The sequence below is a fragment of the Cryptosporangium japonicum genome (assembly GCF_039524755.1).
GTDB lineage: Bacteria > Actinomycetota > Actinomycetes > Mycobacteriales > Cryptosporangiaceae > Cryptosporangium > Cryptosporangium japonicum.
This window is the reverse complement of the sequence record NZ_BAAAGX010000023.1, coordinates 301,354-316,521: the sequence shown is the minus strand read 5'-3', so window position 1 is coordinate 316,521 and position 15,168 is coordinate 301,354. Positions and strand designations below refer to the sequence as shown.

General features: G+C 64.7%; 16 protein-coding genes and 1 tRNA gene. 7 read left to right on the top strand and 10 right to left on the bottom strand.

Going from position 1 to position 15,168, the window contains the following annotated elements; translation table 11 throughout:
* Window positions 1-24: 24 nt before the first annotated feature.
* Window positions 25-681 carry an EcsC family protein gene (locus tag ABD437_RS29365; RefSeq protein WP_344652166.1) on the bottom strand — a complete coding sequence of 219 codons (657 nt, stop codon included), beginning with the start codon at window positions 679-681 and terminating at the stop codon, window positions 25-27.
* 1,413 nt (window positions 682-2,094) lie between these two features.
* Here ABD437_RS29365 and ABD437_RS29360 point away from each other — a divergent pair.
* Window positions 2,095-2,185: transfer RNA gene (locus ABD437_RS29360), tRNA-Ser, on the top strand.
* Window positions 2,186-2,324: 139 nt separating this feature from the next.
* On the opposite strand, the gene ABD437_RS29355 is transcribed toward ABD437_RS29360, so the two are convergent.
* Both ABD437_RS29355 and ABD437_RS29350 read right to left on the bottom strand, forming a co-directional pair.
* Window positions 2,325-3,686, bottom strand: a complete 1,362-nt coding sequence (locus ABD437_RS29355; protein WP_344652165.1) for a tyrosine-type recombinase/integrase — start codon at window positions 3,684-3,686, stop codon at window positions 2,325-2,327.
* On the bottom strand, window positions 3,683-3,931 hold the full coding sequence (locus tag ABD437_RS29350; RefSeq protein ID WP_344652164.1) for a hypothetical protein: 249 nt from the start codon (window positions 3,929-3,931) through the stop codon (window positions 3,683-3,685). Before ABD437_RS29350 ends, ABD437_RS29355 begins: the two co-directional genes overlap by 4 nt.
* A gap of 121 nt (window positions 3,932-4,052) precedes the next feature.
* Between ABD437_RS29350 and ABD437_RS29345 the strand changes: the two genes are divergently transcribed.
* Complete coding sequence (locus ABD437_RS29345; protein WP_344652163.1) at window positions 4,053-4,403, top strand: GntR family transcriptional regulator; 351 nt, start codon at window positions 4,053-4,055, stop codon at window positions 4,401-4,403.
* 4 nt (window positions 4,404-4,407) lie between these two features.
* Here ABD437_RS29345 and ABD437_RS29340 read toward each other — a convergent pair whose 3' ends face one another.
* Genes ABD437_RS29340 through ABD437_RS29320 form a run of 5 tightly spaced genes read right to left on the bottom strand, consistent with a single transcriptional unit; the run spans window position 4,408 to window position 7,627 of the window.
* Window positions 4,408-4,704, bottom strand: a complete 297-nt coding sequence (locus tag ABD437_RS29340; protein ID WP_344652162.1) for a helix-turn-helix domain-containing protein — start codon at window positions 4,702-4,704, stop codon at window positions 4,408-4,410.
* A 14-nt stretch (window positions 4,705-4,718) separates the two neighbouring features.
* A complete protein-coding gene (locus ABD437_RS29335; protein WP_344652161.1) occupies window positions 4,719-6,491 on the bottom strand; it encodes an FtsK/SpoIIIE domain-containing protein in 1,773 nt (590 codons plus the stop codon).
* Window positions 6,488-6,694: a hypothetical protein gene (locus tag ABD437_RS29330; RefSeq protein ID WP_344652160.1), complete on the bottom strand. Its 207-nt coding sequence runs from the start codon at window positions 6,692-6,694 to the stop codon at window positions 6,488-6,490. Before ABD437_RS29330 ends, ABD437_RS29335 begins: the two co-directional genes overlap by 4 nt.
* Window positions 6,678-7,409 carry a DUF2637 domain-containing protein gene (locus ABD437_RS29325; protein WP_344652159.1) on the bottom strand — a complete coding sequence of 244 codons (732 nt, stop codon included), beginning with the start codon at window positions 7,407-7,409 and terminating at the stop codon, window positions 6,678-6,680. The genes ABD437_RS29330 and ABD437_RS29325 overlap by 17 nt, the downstream gene beginning before the upstream one ends.
* Window positions 7,410-7,444: 35 nt before the next feature.
* Window positions 7,445-7,627, bottom strand: coding sequence for a hypothetical protein (locus ABD437_RS29320; RefSeq protein ID WP_344652158.1), 183 nt, complete (start codon window positions 7,625-7,627; stop codon window positions 7,445-7,447).
* A gap of 449 nt (window positions 7,628-8,076) precedes the next feature.
* Here ABD437_RS29320 and ABD437_RS29315 point away from each other — a divergent pair, with 449 nt between their 5' ends.
* The 4 genes from ABD437_RS29315 to ABD437_RS29300 all read left to right on the top strand — a co-directional run bounded on the left by ABD437_RS29315 (window position 8,077) and on the right by ABD437_RS29300 (window position 13,213).
* A complete protein-coding gene (locus tag ABD437_RS29315) occupies window positions 8,077-8,814 on the top strand; it encodes a helix-turn-helix domain-containing protein (protein WP_344652157.1) in 738 nt (245 codons plus the stop codon).
* An 18-nt stretch (window positions 8,815-8,832) separates the two neighbouring features.
* Entirely contained in the window at window positions 8,833-9,309 is a 477-nt protein-coding gene (locus ABD437_RS29310; RefSeq protein WP_344652156.1) for an NUDIX hydrolase, read from the top strand.
* 5 nt (window positions 9,310-9,314) lie between these two features.
* Window positions 9,315-9,788, top strand: coding sequence for a hypothetical protein (locus tag ABD437_RS29305; RefSeq protein WP_344652155.1), 474 nt, complete (start codon window positions 9,315-9,317; stop codon window positions 9,786-9,788).
* Between the two features lie 221 nt (window positions 9,789-10,009).
* Entirely contained in the window at window positions 10,010-13,213 is a 3,204-nt protein-coding gene (locus ABD437_RS29300) for a TIR domain-containing protein (protein ID WP_344652154.1), read from the top strand.
* Window positions 13,214-13,228: 15 nt separating this feature from the next.
* Here the strand turns inward: ABD437_RS29300 and ABD437_RS29295 are convergent, their stop codons facing one another.
* Together ABD437_RS29295 and ABD437_RS29290 are read right to left on the bottom strand one after the other, a co-directional pair.
* Entirely contained in the window at window positions 13,229-13,795 is a 567-nt protein-coding gene (locus tag ABD437_RS29295) for an HD domain-containing protein (protein ID WP_344652238.1), read from the bottom strand.
* Window positions 13,796-13,824: 29 nt separating this feature from the next.
* Complete coding sequence (locus tag ABD437_RS29290; RefSeq protein WP_344652153.1) at window positions 13,825-14,325, bottom strand: GntR family transcriptional regulator; 501 nt, start codon at window positions 14,323-14,325, stop codon at window positions 13,825-13,827.
* An 85-nt stretch (window positions 14,326-14,410) separates the two neighbouring features.
* Between ABD437_RS29290 and ABD437_RS29285 the strand changes: the two genes are divergently transcribed.
* Window positions 14,411-15,139, top strand: coding sequence for an XRE family transcriptional regulator (locus tag ABD437_RS29285; RefSeq protein ID WP_344652152.1), 729 nt, complete (start codon window positions 14,411-14,413; stop codon window positions 15,137-15,139).
* Window positions 15,140-15,168 lie beyond the last annotated feature (29 nt).

The window sequence follows — 15,168 nt, the reverse complement described above, 5'->3', positions numbered from 1 at the left end:
GTCATGGCCCCGAGCCGCCGTCGGTCACTCCGGTGCCGGCGGAAGCGCGAGCGGCTGACGACGCGCCGAGTAGTAGTTCACGGCGTCCTGCGCGAGCTTCTTCGTCGCCGACGAGTTGGCGATCGCCCCCAGCGGCACCCCCGCGAACGGCACGAACTTCATCGCCATCTTCTTCACCGCGGCCAGCCCGGCCATCCGCGCGAGCTGCCACGCCAACTCGGTGTAGGCCCGACCGGCCCCCGACCCGAAATTACGCACCCGATCAGGCAGGTGCTGCGCCAACGCCGACGGCTCCTGCTGCCGACGGGCCACGTCGACCGCAGTGCGAGCAGCATCGAGCTTGGTCTGCAGCCCGCGTATCACCAGCAGTTCGGCCGCCCGGTCCGGATGAGTGGGGTCATACCCGAGCGCCGCCGCGATGTGCAGCACCATCCGTGCTTGATTCCAAGCCAGCACCCCGACGTCGACCACCGCGCCGACCGCACCAGCCGCACCCGCCGCGGCGCCGGAGTAACGGCTCAGCCGCACGAACCGAGTGCGGATCACTGGCACCCAGACGTGATCCGGGACGTACGGGTGAGCTGCTCGGGTACGAGCCATCCACAGGGAGGCCTCCGGCCCGAACTTCTCGACGGCCGCGAGCACGAGGTGTTCCGGGGCGTGCGAGGGGTCGTTCTTCATTCGAGCGAGGAGGTTAGGCGGGAGGGCGCTCGGGGTTTCGTTGGCGCCGGCCGAGGCTTCAGCAGCGTCAACGCTTATGCCGGGCGGTACGGAAGCGATGTTGTCTTGCGGCGCGGCTGGGTTGTCGCCAGCTGTAGCCGCGCCGCCATCGCCGCCCATCGATCCCGGGGCTTGCGGTGCCCGCGGAGGTGTCGGGGCTTGTCGGGCTGACGGGGCCTGTGGTGCTGGAGCGTGGGGTGTTGAAGCCTGCGGCGTCAGTGCGGCTTGCGATGCCTGAGGGGCATGCGGAGCTTGCGGTGCCTTCGGCGCGGAAGTCTGCGGCGCCGGGGCTTGCGCGGCTGCCGACGCCGTCGGGGCCTGTGGTGCGGACGCCTGCGGACCTGGAGCTTGGGGTGCTGGAGCGGCTGACGGGGCTGGCGCTTGCGGGGCTGACGGCGCTTGGGCCGCTGGGGCCCGCGGCGCCGACGGGGCCTGTGGCGCTGGCGCCTGCGGGGCCGACGGAGCGGGCGCTTCCGGTGCTGCGGGAGGCCAGGGTGCGGCGGCACCCTCCGATGAGCCGGTGCCCTGCGATGCCACGGGTGCGGGCGGCGTGGGGTTCGCCATCAGCACCGTCTCAGCCTCGGCTCCCGCTCCCCACGACGGAGCGCTCGGAGCAGGACCCTGCCCCACCGTGCGATCACCTCGCTCCGCCGACCCACTGGCACGCAGGGCAGGCTCGGTAGGACTCGACTCGGACCCAGGCGCCGCCGGCGCATCGGCCGCGCGAACACGCGTCGGTGTGTCGCCCGGCGACATGACCTCTCCCGCGGTCCTCGCCGCGCCAGGCGACTCAACCGCCGCTCCCGACGGAACCGTCGACTCGGAAGAGCGAGCCGTCTCCGCCGACGGAGCCTGCGGAGGAAGCGGCGGCGTGCGGTCGTCACCAGGAAGCACCCGCGTAGGCGCAGACGACCGAGCAACCGTCGGCACCTCATCCACAGGCAGCGCCTTGGTCACACCAAGCGGCTCCTTCGCGCCAACCGCCTCCGCCACATCAAGCGGCTGAGTATCGCCGAGCGGCTTGGCCGCATCAAGCGGCAACGTCGCACCAAGCGGCTTCCTCGCATCAAGCGGCTCGACAGCACTATGCGCCCCGGCAGCACTAAGCGGCTCGGTCGCATCGAGTGGCCTCGTCGCATCGAGCGACTTGGTCGCATCGAGCGGCGGCGGCCCGTCGTATTCGGGCAGCACACGGGTCTCGTCGGGGGAAGCGGGCTCAGGGCGGCGCGGGGTGTCGTCCATAGCACTTACGAGCGTACGTACCCAGGTCGAGCCACCGCCCGCCCTTCCCGCCGCGCGCACCCCACGTACTGCTTTGCCCCGCGTGATCCGGTCCCTGTATCCTCTGACCTCGGTGGCCTGCCAGGCCTCCGGGGAGGCTTCGCCTAGTCCGGTCTATGGCGCCGCACTGCTAATGCGGTTTGGGGGTTATTCCCCATCGAGGGTTCAAATCCCTCAGCCTCCGCTCCCACCAGCCCGTATGCGCTCCGGCGTATGCGGGCTGTTTTGCGTTCTGAGGCTCGTAGTCTCAGTTCTAGTCTCAGTTGCCGTTCGTGCGCGGGTCTTGCCGCTAGTCGTTGGCCTGGTCCGACCGTGACTCAGAGTTACTCCCACAGGGCCTGTCCCATGAGCTTCGCGGCGTCGCGCGCCATCGGCGAAGCGACGTGCGTGTATCGCTCGGTGATCGTAATTCGGGAGTGTCCGAGGATTTCCTGAACGGTGCGGATATGGACGCCTTGCTCAATAAGTAGCGTTGCCGCGGTGTGGCGTCCGTCGTGCACTCGGACCTCTCGCACCTTCGCGAGGCGTAGGAGTTGCTTCCACTCCTTCCAATCCTCGGTTCGGTGAATCGGGCGCCCGTTCCGCTGACAGAAGACGAGATCGTGGTCTTCCCAGTTCTGGCCGGCGACGAGTCGCTCGGCTGCTTGAGCGGCGTGATGCGCCATGAGCACCCTCAGGAGCGCCGGCGGGCATTGAATCGTGAGCTTGGACTTTCCCTTCCGACGCCGGAACCGTGGCCCACCTCCGCGCCGTTTCGGGCACCGGTGAGCGTGGCCCTCGCACGATTTCGGGTCGCACGTCCGCCGCGGGCACAGGTGGGCTTTGCGGCGGCAGCTCTCCGGGCAGTCCGGCTCGTGCCGGTGCTGGCGGCAGTTCCGCGGGCATGGCGCGCGGTGATGCTTGCTGCCGCAGGCGTTCGGGTTGGCGCACCCGTGCTGCCATTCGATGTTCTGGATCTGGAACCAAGCGCGGATGGCGCCAGATTCGAGATCGACGTACGACCAGCGGAGTCCGAGTGCCTCGCCCTGTCGAATCCCCAGCGCGAGAGCGACGGACCAGCGGGCGGCATTGCGCCGCCCCCTGGCAGTGGCGAGCACACGGCGAGCCTCGGTGCGCGTGAGCGGCTCGACCTCGGTGTCGTTCGGTTCCGGGGCGTCGATGAGCTTCGCGACGTTGTTCCGGATGACGCCGCGCTTGACCGCCACCGTGATTGCGCGGGACAGGATGCGGTGAATTTTGAGGACCGTGCTGGACGAGAGACCAGCGGCGTACATCGCGCTGTACGCCCGGTCGAGGTGATCCGCTGTCAGCCGGTCGAGTCGGTGCTGACCGAGTAGCGGCGTGATCCAAATCCGGTTCTTGGATCGGTAGTCATCCAAGGTACGGGGAGCCATCTTGTCGGAAGCGACCAGCACCGGGCAGATGTCGCCGATGTAGGTCACCATCCACGTGCCGACGTCGGGCGCTCGACCAGGCTTGCTGGGTTGGCCGGCATCACGCTGCCGCTCCAGCTCCCGAACCTTTTCGGTGACCTCCGCCTTAGTCTTTCCCTGGCGGTGGCGTCGGTCGGGCGAACCGTCGTCGCGGATTCCCATCGTCACGCGACCGTGCCACCAGCCGTCATCGCCGAGGTAGATCGATGAACGGAGGTTCGCGGCCCTTCCCTCTGGACTTTGGTCGGTCATTCCCACACCTCCGATCCGGTCGTGTCGTCCTCTGGCGGTTGGCCGGTGTGCACGCGGTGTTCGAGTACGCGGCGCATCGCGTGGCCGAGCCCGATCGGCGGTAGGTCGCCGTGCTCGTGGCAGTCCTCGCAGACGGTTGCGCACAGCACGCCGAGCGAGGTGTCTGCCTCGCAGGCGATGAGGCGCGCCGCCGTTCCGCAGACCTCGCACGCGTCGCCGGTGGGGCACGAAAGCTGTGTTGGCATTTGGAACCCTCCCTTCTTTCGAGCTAGGTTAGCTAGCCCGGCTAGAACAGAGTGCCTGCGAATCCGCGACTGTGTCAACTGGGCTAGCTCGGCAGCTCGGTGGTCGGTAAGGTCTCCGTTCGTGGGAGCCGAGGAGAGCGAGAGCAGCCCTGCGCCGTATCGGCGTCTGGCTGAGGAGCTGCGGCGAGATATCGCGGACGGCCGGCTGTCGCCGGGGGAGCGGGTGCCGTCGATTCGGCAACTCGCCGAGCGGCACGGCATCGCGCCGATGACGGTCAAGAGCGCGCTCCGCGAGCTGCAAGATGAGGGGTTGGTCCGCACTGACCCGGGGCGAGGGACGTTCGTCCGTGTTGACGCGTCGGCGCGTGTGGCGGATTCGCCGAGCGAGGTGGCGCAACTGTTGGCGCGGATGAGGGCGTTGGAATCGCGGGTGGACGACTTGCAAGCCCAGGTCGACGAGTTGCGCGGGTAGTCGTTCACGCGTTCGTCCGGAGCGATTCGACGTAGGCGCGGAGTGCTTCGGCGGGGATGCGTCGGGCGCGGCCGATGTGCACGGATTCGAGGGTTCGTGCGTCGAGGAGTTCGTAGATCGTGGTGCGGCTGACGCGGAGTGCGGCGGCGGCTTCGGGGATCGTGTAGAGCAATTGTTCGCGGGTCTCGGGCGTCGTGGTGCCTCCTTCCGGTTGGTGACGATGGGTGTTCGTCCACGTGGACGTCCACGGCGTGTGCGCGTCCGTACGCGCGCAGGCGCGCGCGAGGGCGTGGACGTCCACGCGGCTGCGGACGGTTACTGGGCTCGCCAGCGTCCGCGGGTGACTTGGTAGGCGCGGCCGGCGTTGGCGTGTTCGTGGAGTCGGGCGTAGATCCAGGAACGGCCGAGCCCGGTCACGGTCATCAGGTCCGGCAACGAGACGCCGGTCGTCGGGGCGGCGAGGAGGGCGCTCCAGAGCGCTTGTGCCGGGTCGGCGGGGGCGCTGTCCACGATCTCGGCGTCGAGGATTTCTGCGGGACGCTGAGCGCTATTGGGAAGGCTGCGGAGCGCCTGTGCCGAGAGTGCGTCGAGGGCGGGTCGGTGGGGCGCGTGCCGGGCGGCCGTGCGGTTCACGGTGTCGTCGTCGACGAGGTAGGCGCGTGCTCGGTGCGGGACGTCGAGGCCCGGAGCGGAGAGCAGGAACTTGCCGGGGGCGTCGAGGGTGTGGGCGGTCCAGCCGGCGGCGAGCATGCCTTGCCCGAGGACGAGATCGACGTCTCGGCGTTCGCGGACGCGGAGGCAGAGACGGACGTCCATTTGGGAGCGGACGGCGCCGTTGCCCATCGCGTCTTGGGTGGGTCGTTGGGTGGCGGCGAGCAGGGTGACGGCGGGAGCGCGTCCGCGTCGGGCGATGGAGTCGGCGTAGCGGAATGCTTCGTCGTCGAGTTCGGCGTATTCGTCGATGACGATCACCAGCGCCGGCAGTTGCGGGGTGGGTTCCCAGACGCGGGCGCCGTGTTGGGCGAGTTCTGTGGCGCGGGCGTCGAGGACGCGGACGGCGTCGGCGAGCAGTTCGGCGGCGTCGCGGGGCGTGGTGGCGAGCCGGTCGAGGCAGCGCGCCCACGGTTGTAGCTCCATGCCGTTCTTCAGGTCGATGCCCCACAGGACGACGTCCGTGCATCCCGTGAGGACGGCGAGTACGACGTTGAGTACGCCGCTCTTGCCGGATCCGGCGACGCCACCGATGAGTCCGTGTAGGCAGAGGAGCGAGACGCGAGTAGGGCCGGCGTCTTCGTACACGCCGAGCGTGACCGGGTCGGCGATGCTACGGGCGGTGTTGCCGGGCCAGGGCAATGGTTCGGCGTGCGGGTCACGGTTGAGGACGCGAATCAGTACGTGGTCGGCGCGGTGTGGGTCGGCCTCGATGCGGAGCGCACCGGGCCGGGTGCCGAGCCCGGATTCGAGCGCGGGTAGCCGGTTGAGGGCGTCGTTGATGGTCTGGCCCTTGCGGAGGGCGATGCGGGCGCGCCACCCCCAGGCGTCGACCATCGCGGACATCACCCGGGAGCCGGCGAGGCCGACCTGTTCGGTCATTTCGGGCCAGGCTTCGAGCGTTCGTTCGACCTGGACGCGGGCGCGTCGGCGTCGGTGCCACCACCATGGGATGCCGCCCGCGAGCGTCCCGATGCCGAGGATCTTCGGCAGCGGCCCGGTACCGGGGCCGTAGACGGTCGCGAGCGTGAGCCATGTGCCGAGACCGAGTTCGGCGGCGGCGGCGTAGGCGCGTTCGATGACGCGCGGCAGCCAGCGTCGGCCGAGCAGGACGATTCCGGCCGTGCCGAGGATTGTGGCTCCGATCAGCCACGGCCACGCGTTTGGGTGCCGGGCGTGGAGGAACAGTCCGGCGAGCCCGGTCACGGCGGTGAGCAGGAACGGCGCGAGTTCGGATCGGTACCGGTAGACCAGTCGCGCGGCTGCGGCGAGTCCTTCGCCGGGGTACCGGTCGTCGAGGTAGACGACCGGGGCGGTTCGGGTGCCGTACCGGCGGCGGAGTTGCCGGCGGGCGCGGCGGTAGTCCCGGCGCCTCATTGCTGCTCTCCGGACTCCCCTGCCGTGTCCGGGTGCGGCGGGAGAGTCGGGTGTGCGGCGAGTTCGTCGCGCAGGTAGTACAGCGGGTCGGCTTCACCGTCGGCGTTGGCGGCGAGGGTTGCGCGGGCGGCTGCGATGAGGTTGGCGTAGCGGGTGCGGAGGAGGGTGAGTGCGGCGAGGTACTGCTCAGGAGTGCTGGTCATCGGCGTTGTAGGTCTCCTTCCGGTCGGGGGCAGGGATGGCCGGTACTGGTGCGGGTCCGGCCGGTACGGCGTCGGGTACGGCCGGTTCGACGTTGAGCCGCCGTCGGAGTTCGGTAGCGCGTCGGGCGCTGACGTGCAGGGCTGCGCGGAGCGCGTCCCGGGTGATCGGTCGGCCGTTGTGCTCGGTGCGGTACCGGCTATCGGCCAGGCGGGCGGCGGCGAACAGGTCGGCGTCGGACCGTTCCGGCCCGGGTGCGTGCCGGGTCGGCCATCCGGGATCGGCCGGTGCCGGCAGCGCGGGCGGGTCCGGCGGTGGGTCGGTGCGGGGTTCGGGCGGTGGCTCGTCGGTCGGTGGTGCGGGTCGGGATCGGAGCGCGTGTAGGTGTGCGGTGAGGCCGAGGACGGCGGCGGGTGTCGCGCCGACGGCGACGACGATTGGCCACGTGATCGTGAGGAGTCCGGTTTCGGCAGCGTGGTAGACGGCGTTGCCGGCGATGCTGACCGTGATCGCGCCGAGCGCGTTGGCTCGTGCGAAGCGTCGTGCGGCCGGCGAGACGGTGGAGGCGGCGAGCCAGACGCGGGCGGACGTGGTGGCGTAGGCGTCGACCGTGACTGGCAACAGCCAGGCGAGTTCGGGTGCCCATCCGGATTCGTCGGCCAGTCCGCGGAGTCCGGAGAAGCTCGCCACCGCGGCGGAGGCAGCCGAGACGACCATGCCGCCCATGACCCACCAGTCCCGTTGGGTGCCGTTCAGGACAGGAAGCGCAGGACGGCGGCGACGGCCTCTCGGACGAACGGTGCGGCGACCGAGGTCGCGAGGTAGAAGCCGAACAGGGTGCAGAGGATCGCGTGCCAGACCCGTAGGCCGGCGTACTGGATGAGGAAGTAGACGACGGCGCCGAGGACGAGGACAGCGGAGAGAGTCAGGATCAACAGGGGGACCTCCTTTGTGAGTCGAGTGGGGGTTAGGCGTCGTCGACGTCCGGCCGGCGGTTTTTCCGTCCGGTCCGGCGACGGATCCAGCGGGTACGGCCGAGGCATTTGCGGCACAGGTCGCGGTGCGGTTCGGCATGGCGTCCGCAGACGCACAGAGGGCGGGTCGGGAGTGCGAGGTCGGGTGCGTTCACGGCGGCTTCCTTTCGGAGTGAGCTGCCGAGAGAAAAAAAGTACATGTCTAGCCATGTGCAAGAAATCGATCTAGCAGGGAAAGTGCGCAATTTCTGCGCCCATTTGCTGGGTTGATCGCGTCCGTTTCTCTCGGCTGGACGTGAACGAGAATCCGCCAAAAGTGGGGGACGACTTCACCACGTGACTAGACGTGTGCAAGACGTCTCGCTAGCGTGATCGCGTCCAGCGACGTCTAGGGACGAGTTCCGGGAGCGATGGCGAACGAGCGGCTACGGGCAGCCCTGTTACAGCACGGACTGACGCCCGAGGACATTGCTGCCAAGACCGGCGTAGATCCGAAGACGGTCGAGCGCTGGGTGACCCAGGGCCGGATCCCCTACCGGCGTTACCGGTACGCGGTGGCGGCCATGCTCAAGCTCGACGAGCGCTACCTCTGGCCCGACGGGATGACGACCGAGCAGGCGGCAGACGCGTCCGAGAGCGAGATCGTCAGCGTCTACCCGCATCGCTGGGCCGTACCCCGCGAGGCTTGGGGCCTGCTGTTCGGCGCGGCCGAACGAGAGATCGGTGTCCTGGTCTACAGCGGACTGTTCATCGCCGACGACACCGGAATGATTCGCTTGTTCGCGGCCAAGGCCGAGACCGGTGTTCGGGTCCGCATCCTGCTCGGTGACCCGGACAGCCCACACGTTGGGCAACGGGGCATCGACGAGGGCATCGGCGACTCCATGTCCGCGCGCATCCGGAACGCGATCGCGCTTTACAAGCCGCTCCTCGGCCGGGACAACGTCGAGATCGGGTTGCACGACACGACGCTCTATAACTCGATCTACCGCGCCGACGACGACCTGTACGTCAACACCCACATCTACGGGTCACCCGCGGGGAACACACCAGTGCTGCACCTGCGCAAGGTCGCAGGCGGCAGCATGGTCACCACGTACGTGGAGAGCTTCGAGCGTGTCTGGGCCGAGGCCCGGCGCGTCGACTAGCAGCGAGAGGCACCGCGAATGGGCGCACGAATTGACTACTACGACGACCCGGAAGCGCCGACCGCGAACAGCCTCGTTCCCTCCGCGAACGTCGTGGTCACCAACGACTCGGGCGACATCCTGATGATTCTCCGCACCGACAACGGCAACTGGGCCGTCCCAGGCGGTGCGATGGATCCGGGCGAGTCCCTGCCCGACTGCGGCGTGCGCGAGACACGTGAGGAAACCGGGATCGACTGCGAGATCACCGGACTGGTCGGCATCTACACCGACCCGAAACACGTCATCCTCTACACCAGCAACGGTGAGGCGCGGCAGGAGTTCTCCGCGGTGTTCACGGCCCGGTACGTCGGCGGCGAGCCGACGACGAGCAGCGAATCTCGCGAAGTGCACTGGGTCAAGCCCGATGACGTCGACGCGCTCACGATGGATCGGTCGATGCGGCTACGCATCAGCCACTACCTCGAACAACGCCCGACGCCGTACCTCGGATAGCGCGAATGCCGGTAACCGATTGGATCCAGGCCGGCGCCGACGCGTTCGCCGCGCTCGGAACGGTCGGCGCGTTCGGCGTCGGCTTCCTCCTGTTCCGACGCGAGCATCGACGAGAGGAGAGCCACGTAGAGGAAGCGCGGCGAGCACAGGCGGCGAAGGTCAGCGCGTGGGTGGCGGTCAAGCATGCACGCGAGGGGTCACCGCAACTCTTATTCTTCATCCTCAACGCCAGTGACATGCCGATCTACGAGACGGCGCTGCCCTTGCCCGCGCGTCCCGGAGAGGAGACTGAATCGATATTTGTCGGCCTCGTACCACCTGGGCAGACGGTCACGCAGGCGGCTCCGACGAATTGGCTGAAGTCGCACTACTCGCCGGAGCCCGTCCAAGTTGAATTCTTGGACAGCGCTGGCTTGTTCTGGACTCGAGACGAGCAAGGACTTCTTGTGCGGGATCTTGCACGCGCAAAACCCAAGTGACGGCAGATGGGATACATGTGCTACGAGTTGATGGGGCGAATGGTGTATTTATTGACCACGCGCATCCGGTCAACTCTTAAGCGAACATAACGAGGGTGAGCCGCTTGATTCATATGCGGACTCGTCAGACTAGGAGGGGTGAGGTGACCCAGTCACCGCGCAGGGTCGTCCATAAGCTTTTACGGGCCCGAGACTGGCAAGACAGGGCACAGTTCTCTCAAGTGCTTGATTGGTGGGCAAATGGAGGAATTGGAGTTTGCGCCCTGACGGGAATAGGCGGGGCGGGTAAGACCGCTATCGTCGAACGCTTCTTACAAGTACTACCCGGCGGTTACCCTAGGCACCCGAAGGTCGAAAAAGACGGCAATCTTCCGGCAGTAGACGGAATGTTCGTCTTTTCGTTCTACGATGCACCTAATCCGGACTCGCTCTTCGCGGAGCTTGAAGCCTGGCTCGTGGATACTTCGAACGTAGAAAACCGGCATGAGGTAGAAGGTGAAAGGCGCGGGCCGACGTCTTACCGTCGAATTCTCGACAGGCTGCAAGGAGCCGGCAAAATCCTAGTAGTCCTCGATGGTTTGGAAAAGGTGCAAGAGGACGGGATTCGGGGGCGTATTCTGGGACACATATCCGATGGCCGACTAAGAGACTTTCTTGTGAATGTGGCCGATGGATTACTGGAAGACGTATCGGTCCTTACGACCTCGCGATTTCGTCTGTACGATGCGATGGCTCTGCGCGCCTGGTATCTGAATGATATTGCCGTAAATCAGATTGAGTCTGAAGCTGCAGTGAAATTACTTCGCGAACGGGGCGTAATCCAAGGGAGCGAGGCGCAACTTGTAAGGATCGCCAAGAATCAGGGTTTCCATGCGCTCGGAGTCGACCTATTGGGGGGATACATTGCCCGGTTCTGTGATGGCAGTGCCGACCGCTATGCTAACGACACGTCACAAAATTCCGAGTCGCGAGCGCTAGATGCAGTGGGAAATTCCGACAACTTCGACCCTGACATCGCCGCGATCCGCCATCAAGAGCAGAGGTTCGCGCGCTTGGCGGAGCAATATCGACAGGTACTGGCGGAGAATGAGCCAGTCGCTTTAGCGTTGCTCGAACGTATTTCACTTTTCCGGCTGCCTGTAGACGCGAAGGTACTTGCCTCGATCATTTCCAACCGAGATATACCCGAGGCAGGCAAGGCGATAACAGGAACCTATAAGGATGGAATCGATTCGGCGCTGAGCTACTTAGTCGAGCTGCGCTTAGTCGAACGGTCACAGGCGGGAAGCGCAAGCGAAGAGGACTTTGCTGGGAGATCGATCGAGGAGACGGCGGATACAGATACTGAGTATTATCGGTACGCGAGTCATCCCGCGGTCCGCGACGCTTTTAGTATGAGCCTTTCCGAAGAAGTACGGATGCGATACCACCTCGTACTGAGCGACGGACTACTCTCCGGCAAATTCGATTCAAGGATTATGGCGGCGAGCCGAAAGGCTCTTAAAAAGGCAGGCTTGCGTCTTGGATACATCTCAGACGCGGGAACACTGGATGCCTACGAGGAAGCGATCTTCCATTCTGTCCGCGCAGGTCGTGCAGACCACGCATTCTCCTTGTACTATTCAGACCTCGGCTTGTTCAAGAGTCTCGGACTGCTTCACGGATGGTACGAGCGTGGAGAAAGAATCTGTCGAACCATTGCTCATAGAAAGCCACTGGTGGCGGAGTCATGGGACATCCTCTTACACGATGAATGGGGGAGATATCTGGTCGAACTTGGTCGACTAGAGGAGGCCTCCGAAGTCTTTAACAAGGCGATCAATCTCGCTGGCGTGCGAATGTTGCATCACCAGGCACCGACGGTACAGATACATCTGGCACACGTTCGAAGGTTACAGGGGCGTTCAGTTGAAGCGCTCGCGCTCCACACCGGACAGATACAATCGCTACCCGATACGACGATACAGATGTTGAACGCCGTCGGCTTGGCATCCGTATCTTCGGTGCTAGGCAGGATTGAGGATGCGCTCACAAATTTTAATTGGGCGCTTGAATTGCAGGCCCGAGCACTTGAATACAGTGACGGGCTGGTTGGCTTGCGCGGGGTAGACCAAATTGCCTTCCTCTCCAGGATTCACCGCGACGACCAGGTCCTATCCCTAGCGGATTTAAATATCTCGAGGATTGGCAGGCAACACTCCGCAATTCCGCGATGCTGGCTAATTAAGGCTGAAATCCTAGCTTCCAGAAAGGAAATCGCACAGGCTCTAGAGATGTGGGCCAATGCGAAGGAATGGGCGCTCACGCATGATGCGACGGAACTGCTGTGTTGGTGTGCGTTGGTGCGAGCTCGGGTCTTCCTAGAAGAATTATCATGGAACTCTAAAATTGACGAGAAAAAGCTCCTTGCTATCTTGAGCGAGATCGGCAACGGCCTCAGAATAGCCTCTGATTGCGGGTATGGATATTATCGAGTTGACCTGCTTCTTGCGAGCGCAGAACTAAACATACGACGAGGCCTTGCAGACGACGGCCTTATAGACGTCGAGAGCGCATTAGGGTCGGACGACAAAACAATCAGGATGTTCGACAAGCCGAACGCTCTGGGCGCGCAGCACTCAGAATTCAATTATGCATGGGGCATTGCGCTCGGTCGGCATCTTCGAGCGGAGGCTATGATTTTGAAGGCTATTCAGATGCGTGGCAAACCTTCATCTAGAACTGCTGGATTCATCAATTCGGCGAAGAGGGATCTGCGTGACGCCCTAGAGATGTGGCGTGCTCTACGAGACCCTGAGTCAAATTTGGACAGCAACTTTGTCCACCCCGAAACGGGAGAGCATTACAATTTTAGTGCTCGTGGCTCCTATGAACTACTCAAGAAATTGGAATCCAATGAATATCTAGACGTACCACTCGTTAAAATTCCGGATATCGACGTTAACGTGATGCGAAACGCGGACTCGTCCAAAACTGATGCAACTAAGGATCCCGCCTTGTACGATATATTCCTCAGCTACAACACCCGGGACAAGAAGAATGTGAAGCGGCTCGGTCAGGCGCTAAAGAGACGCGGGCTCACCGTATGGCTGGATGACTGGGAGCTGCGCCCAGGGCTGCCGTGGCAAGACGCACTCGAGCGGATAGTCAGAGAATGTAAGGCAGCTGCAGTCTGTATTGGTGGAAGCGGAGTTGGCCCGTGGGAGGACCCTGAAATGAAGGCCCTCCTCCGACGCTTCGTCGACGAAAAGAAGGACGGCGTTATTGTGCCTATAATCCCTGTCATTTTACCTGGTGCGCCATTGGATGTAGAACTGCCGACCTTCCTCAGCGCGTTTTCCTGGGTCGACTTACGTGCCGGCGTAACAAGGGAGCGACTGGACTTGTTGGAGTGGGGAATTACCGGCACGAAACCAATCACGTAGTCACACGCGGAGAGTTCAACGGAGATGCGGCGCAGAAGTTCCGGGCTTTTCCAATCTTCTCGCTACGGTGCGTACAGCCGAGACGAGTAGAGGCGAAGCACGGTGGATTGATCGACTAACAATATGGTTGGTGCCATAGCGGCTATCAATTTCCGCAATGCGGTCGAGGACATCCAGTCGTTCGCCCGCTGGGCCGATAGTCATATCGCAGTAGATCAGCGCCTCGGCGAGTGCTCTGGGTGGTGCGTCAAATTCTGCCAATGCGACCGACAATCCGCGTTCCTCCGCCTCGATATGGGCGCATGTGTGGTGGGCTACCAGGCTGCAATAGATTTCATCGGCGTGCTGAATATGACGCAGATAGCGGGCACCGTCGATCGGGTGAAAATCGGTTTTTGCGAGCGCTGGCGAATAACCAATGTCGTGCAACCATGCTGCACTAACTAGACGGTCCGCGTCGGCGCCGAGGATGGGTCGAAGCGTCTCAGCCTGGGCGCCAACTCCTTGGGTGTGCGCCCATCGGCGAGGTAGAGGCCCCGCTAGCAGCGACTCCGCAAGCGTCCGTGCCCAATCGACCTGCACATGTCCCACCTGTGCAAGCGTAGGCGCTCTCACAGGCTTCGGACGAACCAGCCTCTGCCTTGAATCGACTCGACCAAGCCGACGGCAGCCAGCGCGGCGAGCGCTTGGCGAGCGGTGCCGCGAGAGACCCCGTAGGTAGTCATCAGCGATGACTCGGACGGCAGCTGAGTGCCCGGGGGGCGCTCGCCTCGCGTGATGGCGCCGCGCAGATCCGCCGCGATGCGTCGATACGCCAGGCCCGATGATGAGTCGTCGCCCGGGACCTTAACCACGCGTCCGCGCCCAGGGAGTGTCTCGATCAGCCCTTCGGACTCCAGCACTCCCAGTGCCCGCCGGACCGTGTTGCGCACAACACCGAATTCTGCGCTCAACGCCGACTCTGACGGCAGCAGGGCGCCAGCCGTCAGCGCGCCGTCCGACACGCGTCGACGGAGCACGTCAGCGATGTGGACGTACGCGCGCCACGCCGTCGGCCGTCCCACGCGTCCGCCCTCTCGTTGCCTGTCCAGTGCCGTCCGAGTGTCTGGCATGATCGCGGACCTTTCCACCACAGTGAGGGACGTCTAGGGACGTCTTCTGTTAGCGTGTGCGCATCCCCTCACGCTCGGTGGAGGAATGGTGAACGACACGCTGCGGCGCGCGCTCGCCGACGCGCGTCTCCGAGACGTCGATGTCGCCACGCAACTCGGCGTCGACCCCAAAACCGTTCAGCGGTGGATCGCTGGTCGGATCCCTCACGCGCGCCACCGCTGGGGCCTGGCCGACATGGTCGGCAGGCATGAGAACGACCTGTGGCCCCAGTTCGATGCCCCGTCGTTCGGCGGAACAGCACGGGAGACGGTTGCGGTCTACCCGCACCGGGGGTCGGTTCCGCCGTCCGTGTGGCGCTCATTGTTCAGCGGCGCGCACGAACACATCGATGTCCTCGTCTATAGCGGACTGTTCCTCGTCGAGGACGTCGATCTGATGCGCTTGATTGCCGCCCGCGCGCGGGATGGAGTCACGGTCCGCCTAGCCTTCGGAGACCCGGACAGCCCCTACGTGCGTACCCGCGGCGCGGAGGAAGGCATCGACGACGCGTTGGGCGCGAAGGTTCGCAGTGCGCTCGTGCTGAGCCGGCCGTTGCTCGACGCGCCGAAGGTCGAGATCCGGCGGCATGCGACTGTGCTTTACAACTCGCTGTACCGGGCGGACGACGAGATGCTCGTCAACGCGCACGTGTATGGAGTAGGCGCCTCAAACGCGCCGGTACTGCATCTGCGCTCGACCGGTGCGGAATCGATGACTGCGACGTATCTGGAGAGCTTCGAGAAGGTCTGGGCTACAGCCCAGCCTCTGTCGTAGGGCGTCGCCGGGACGCTTGGGACGTCTGC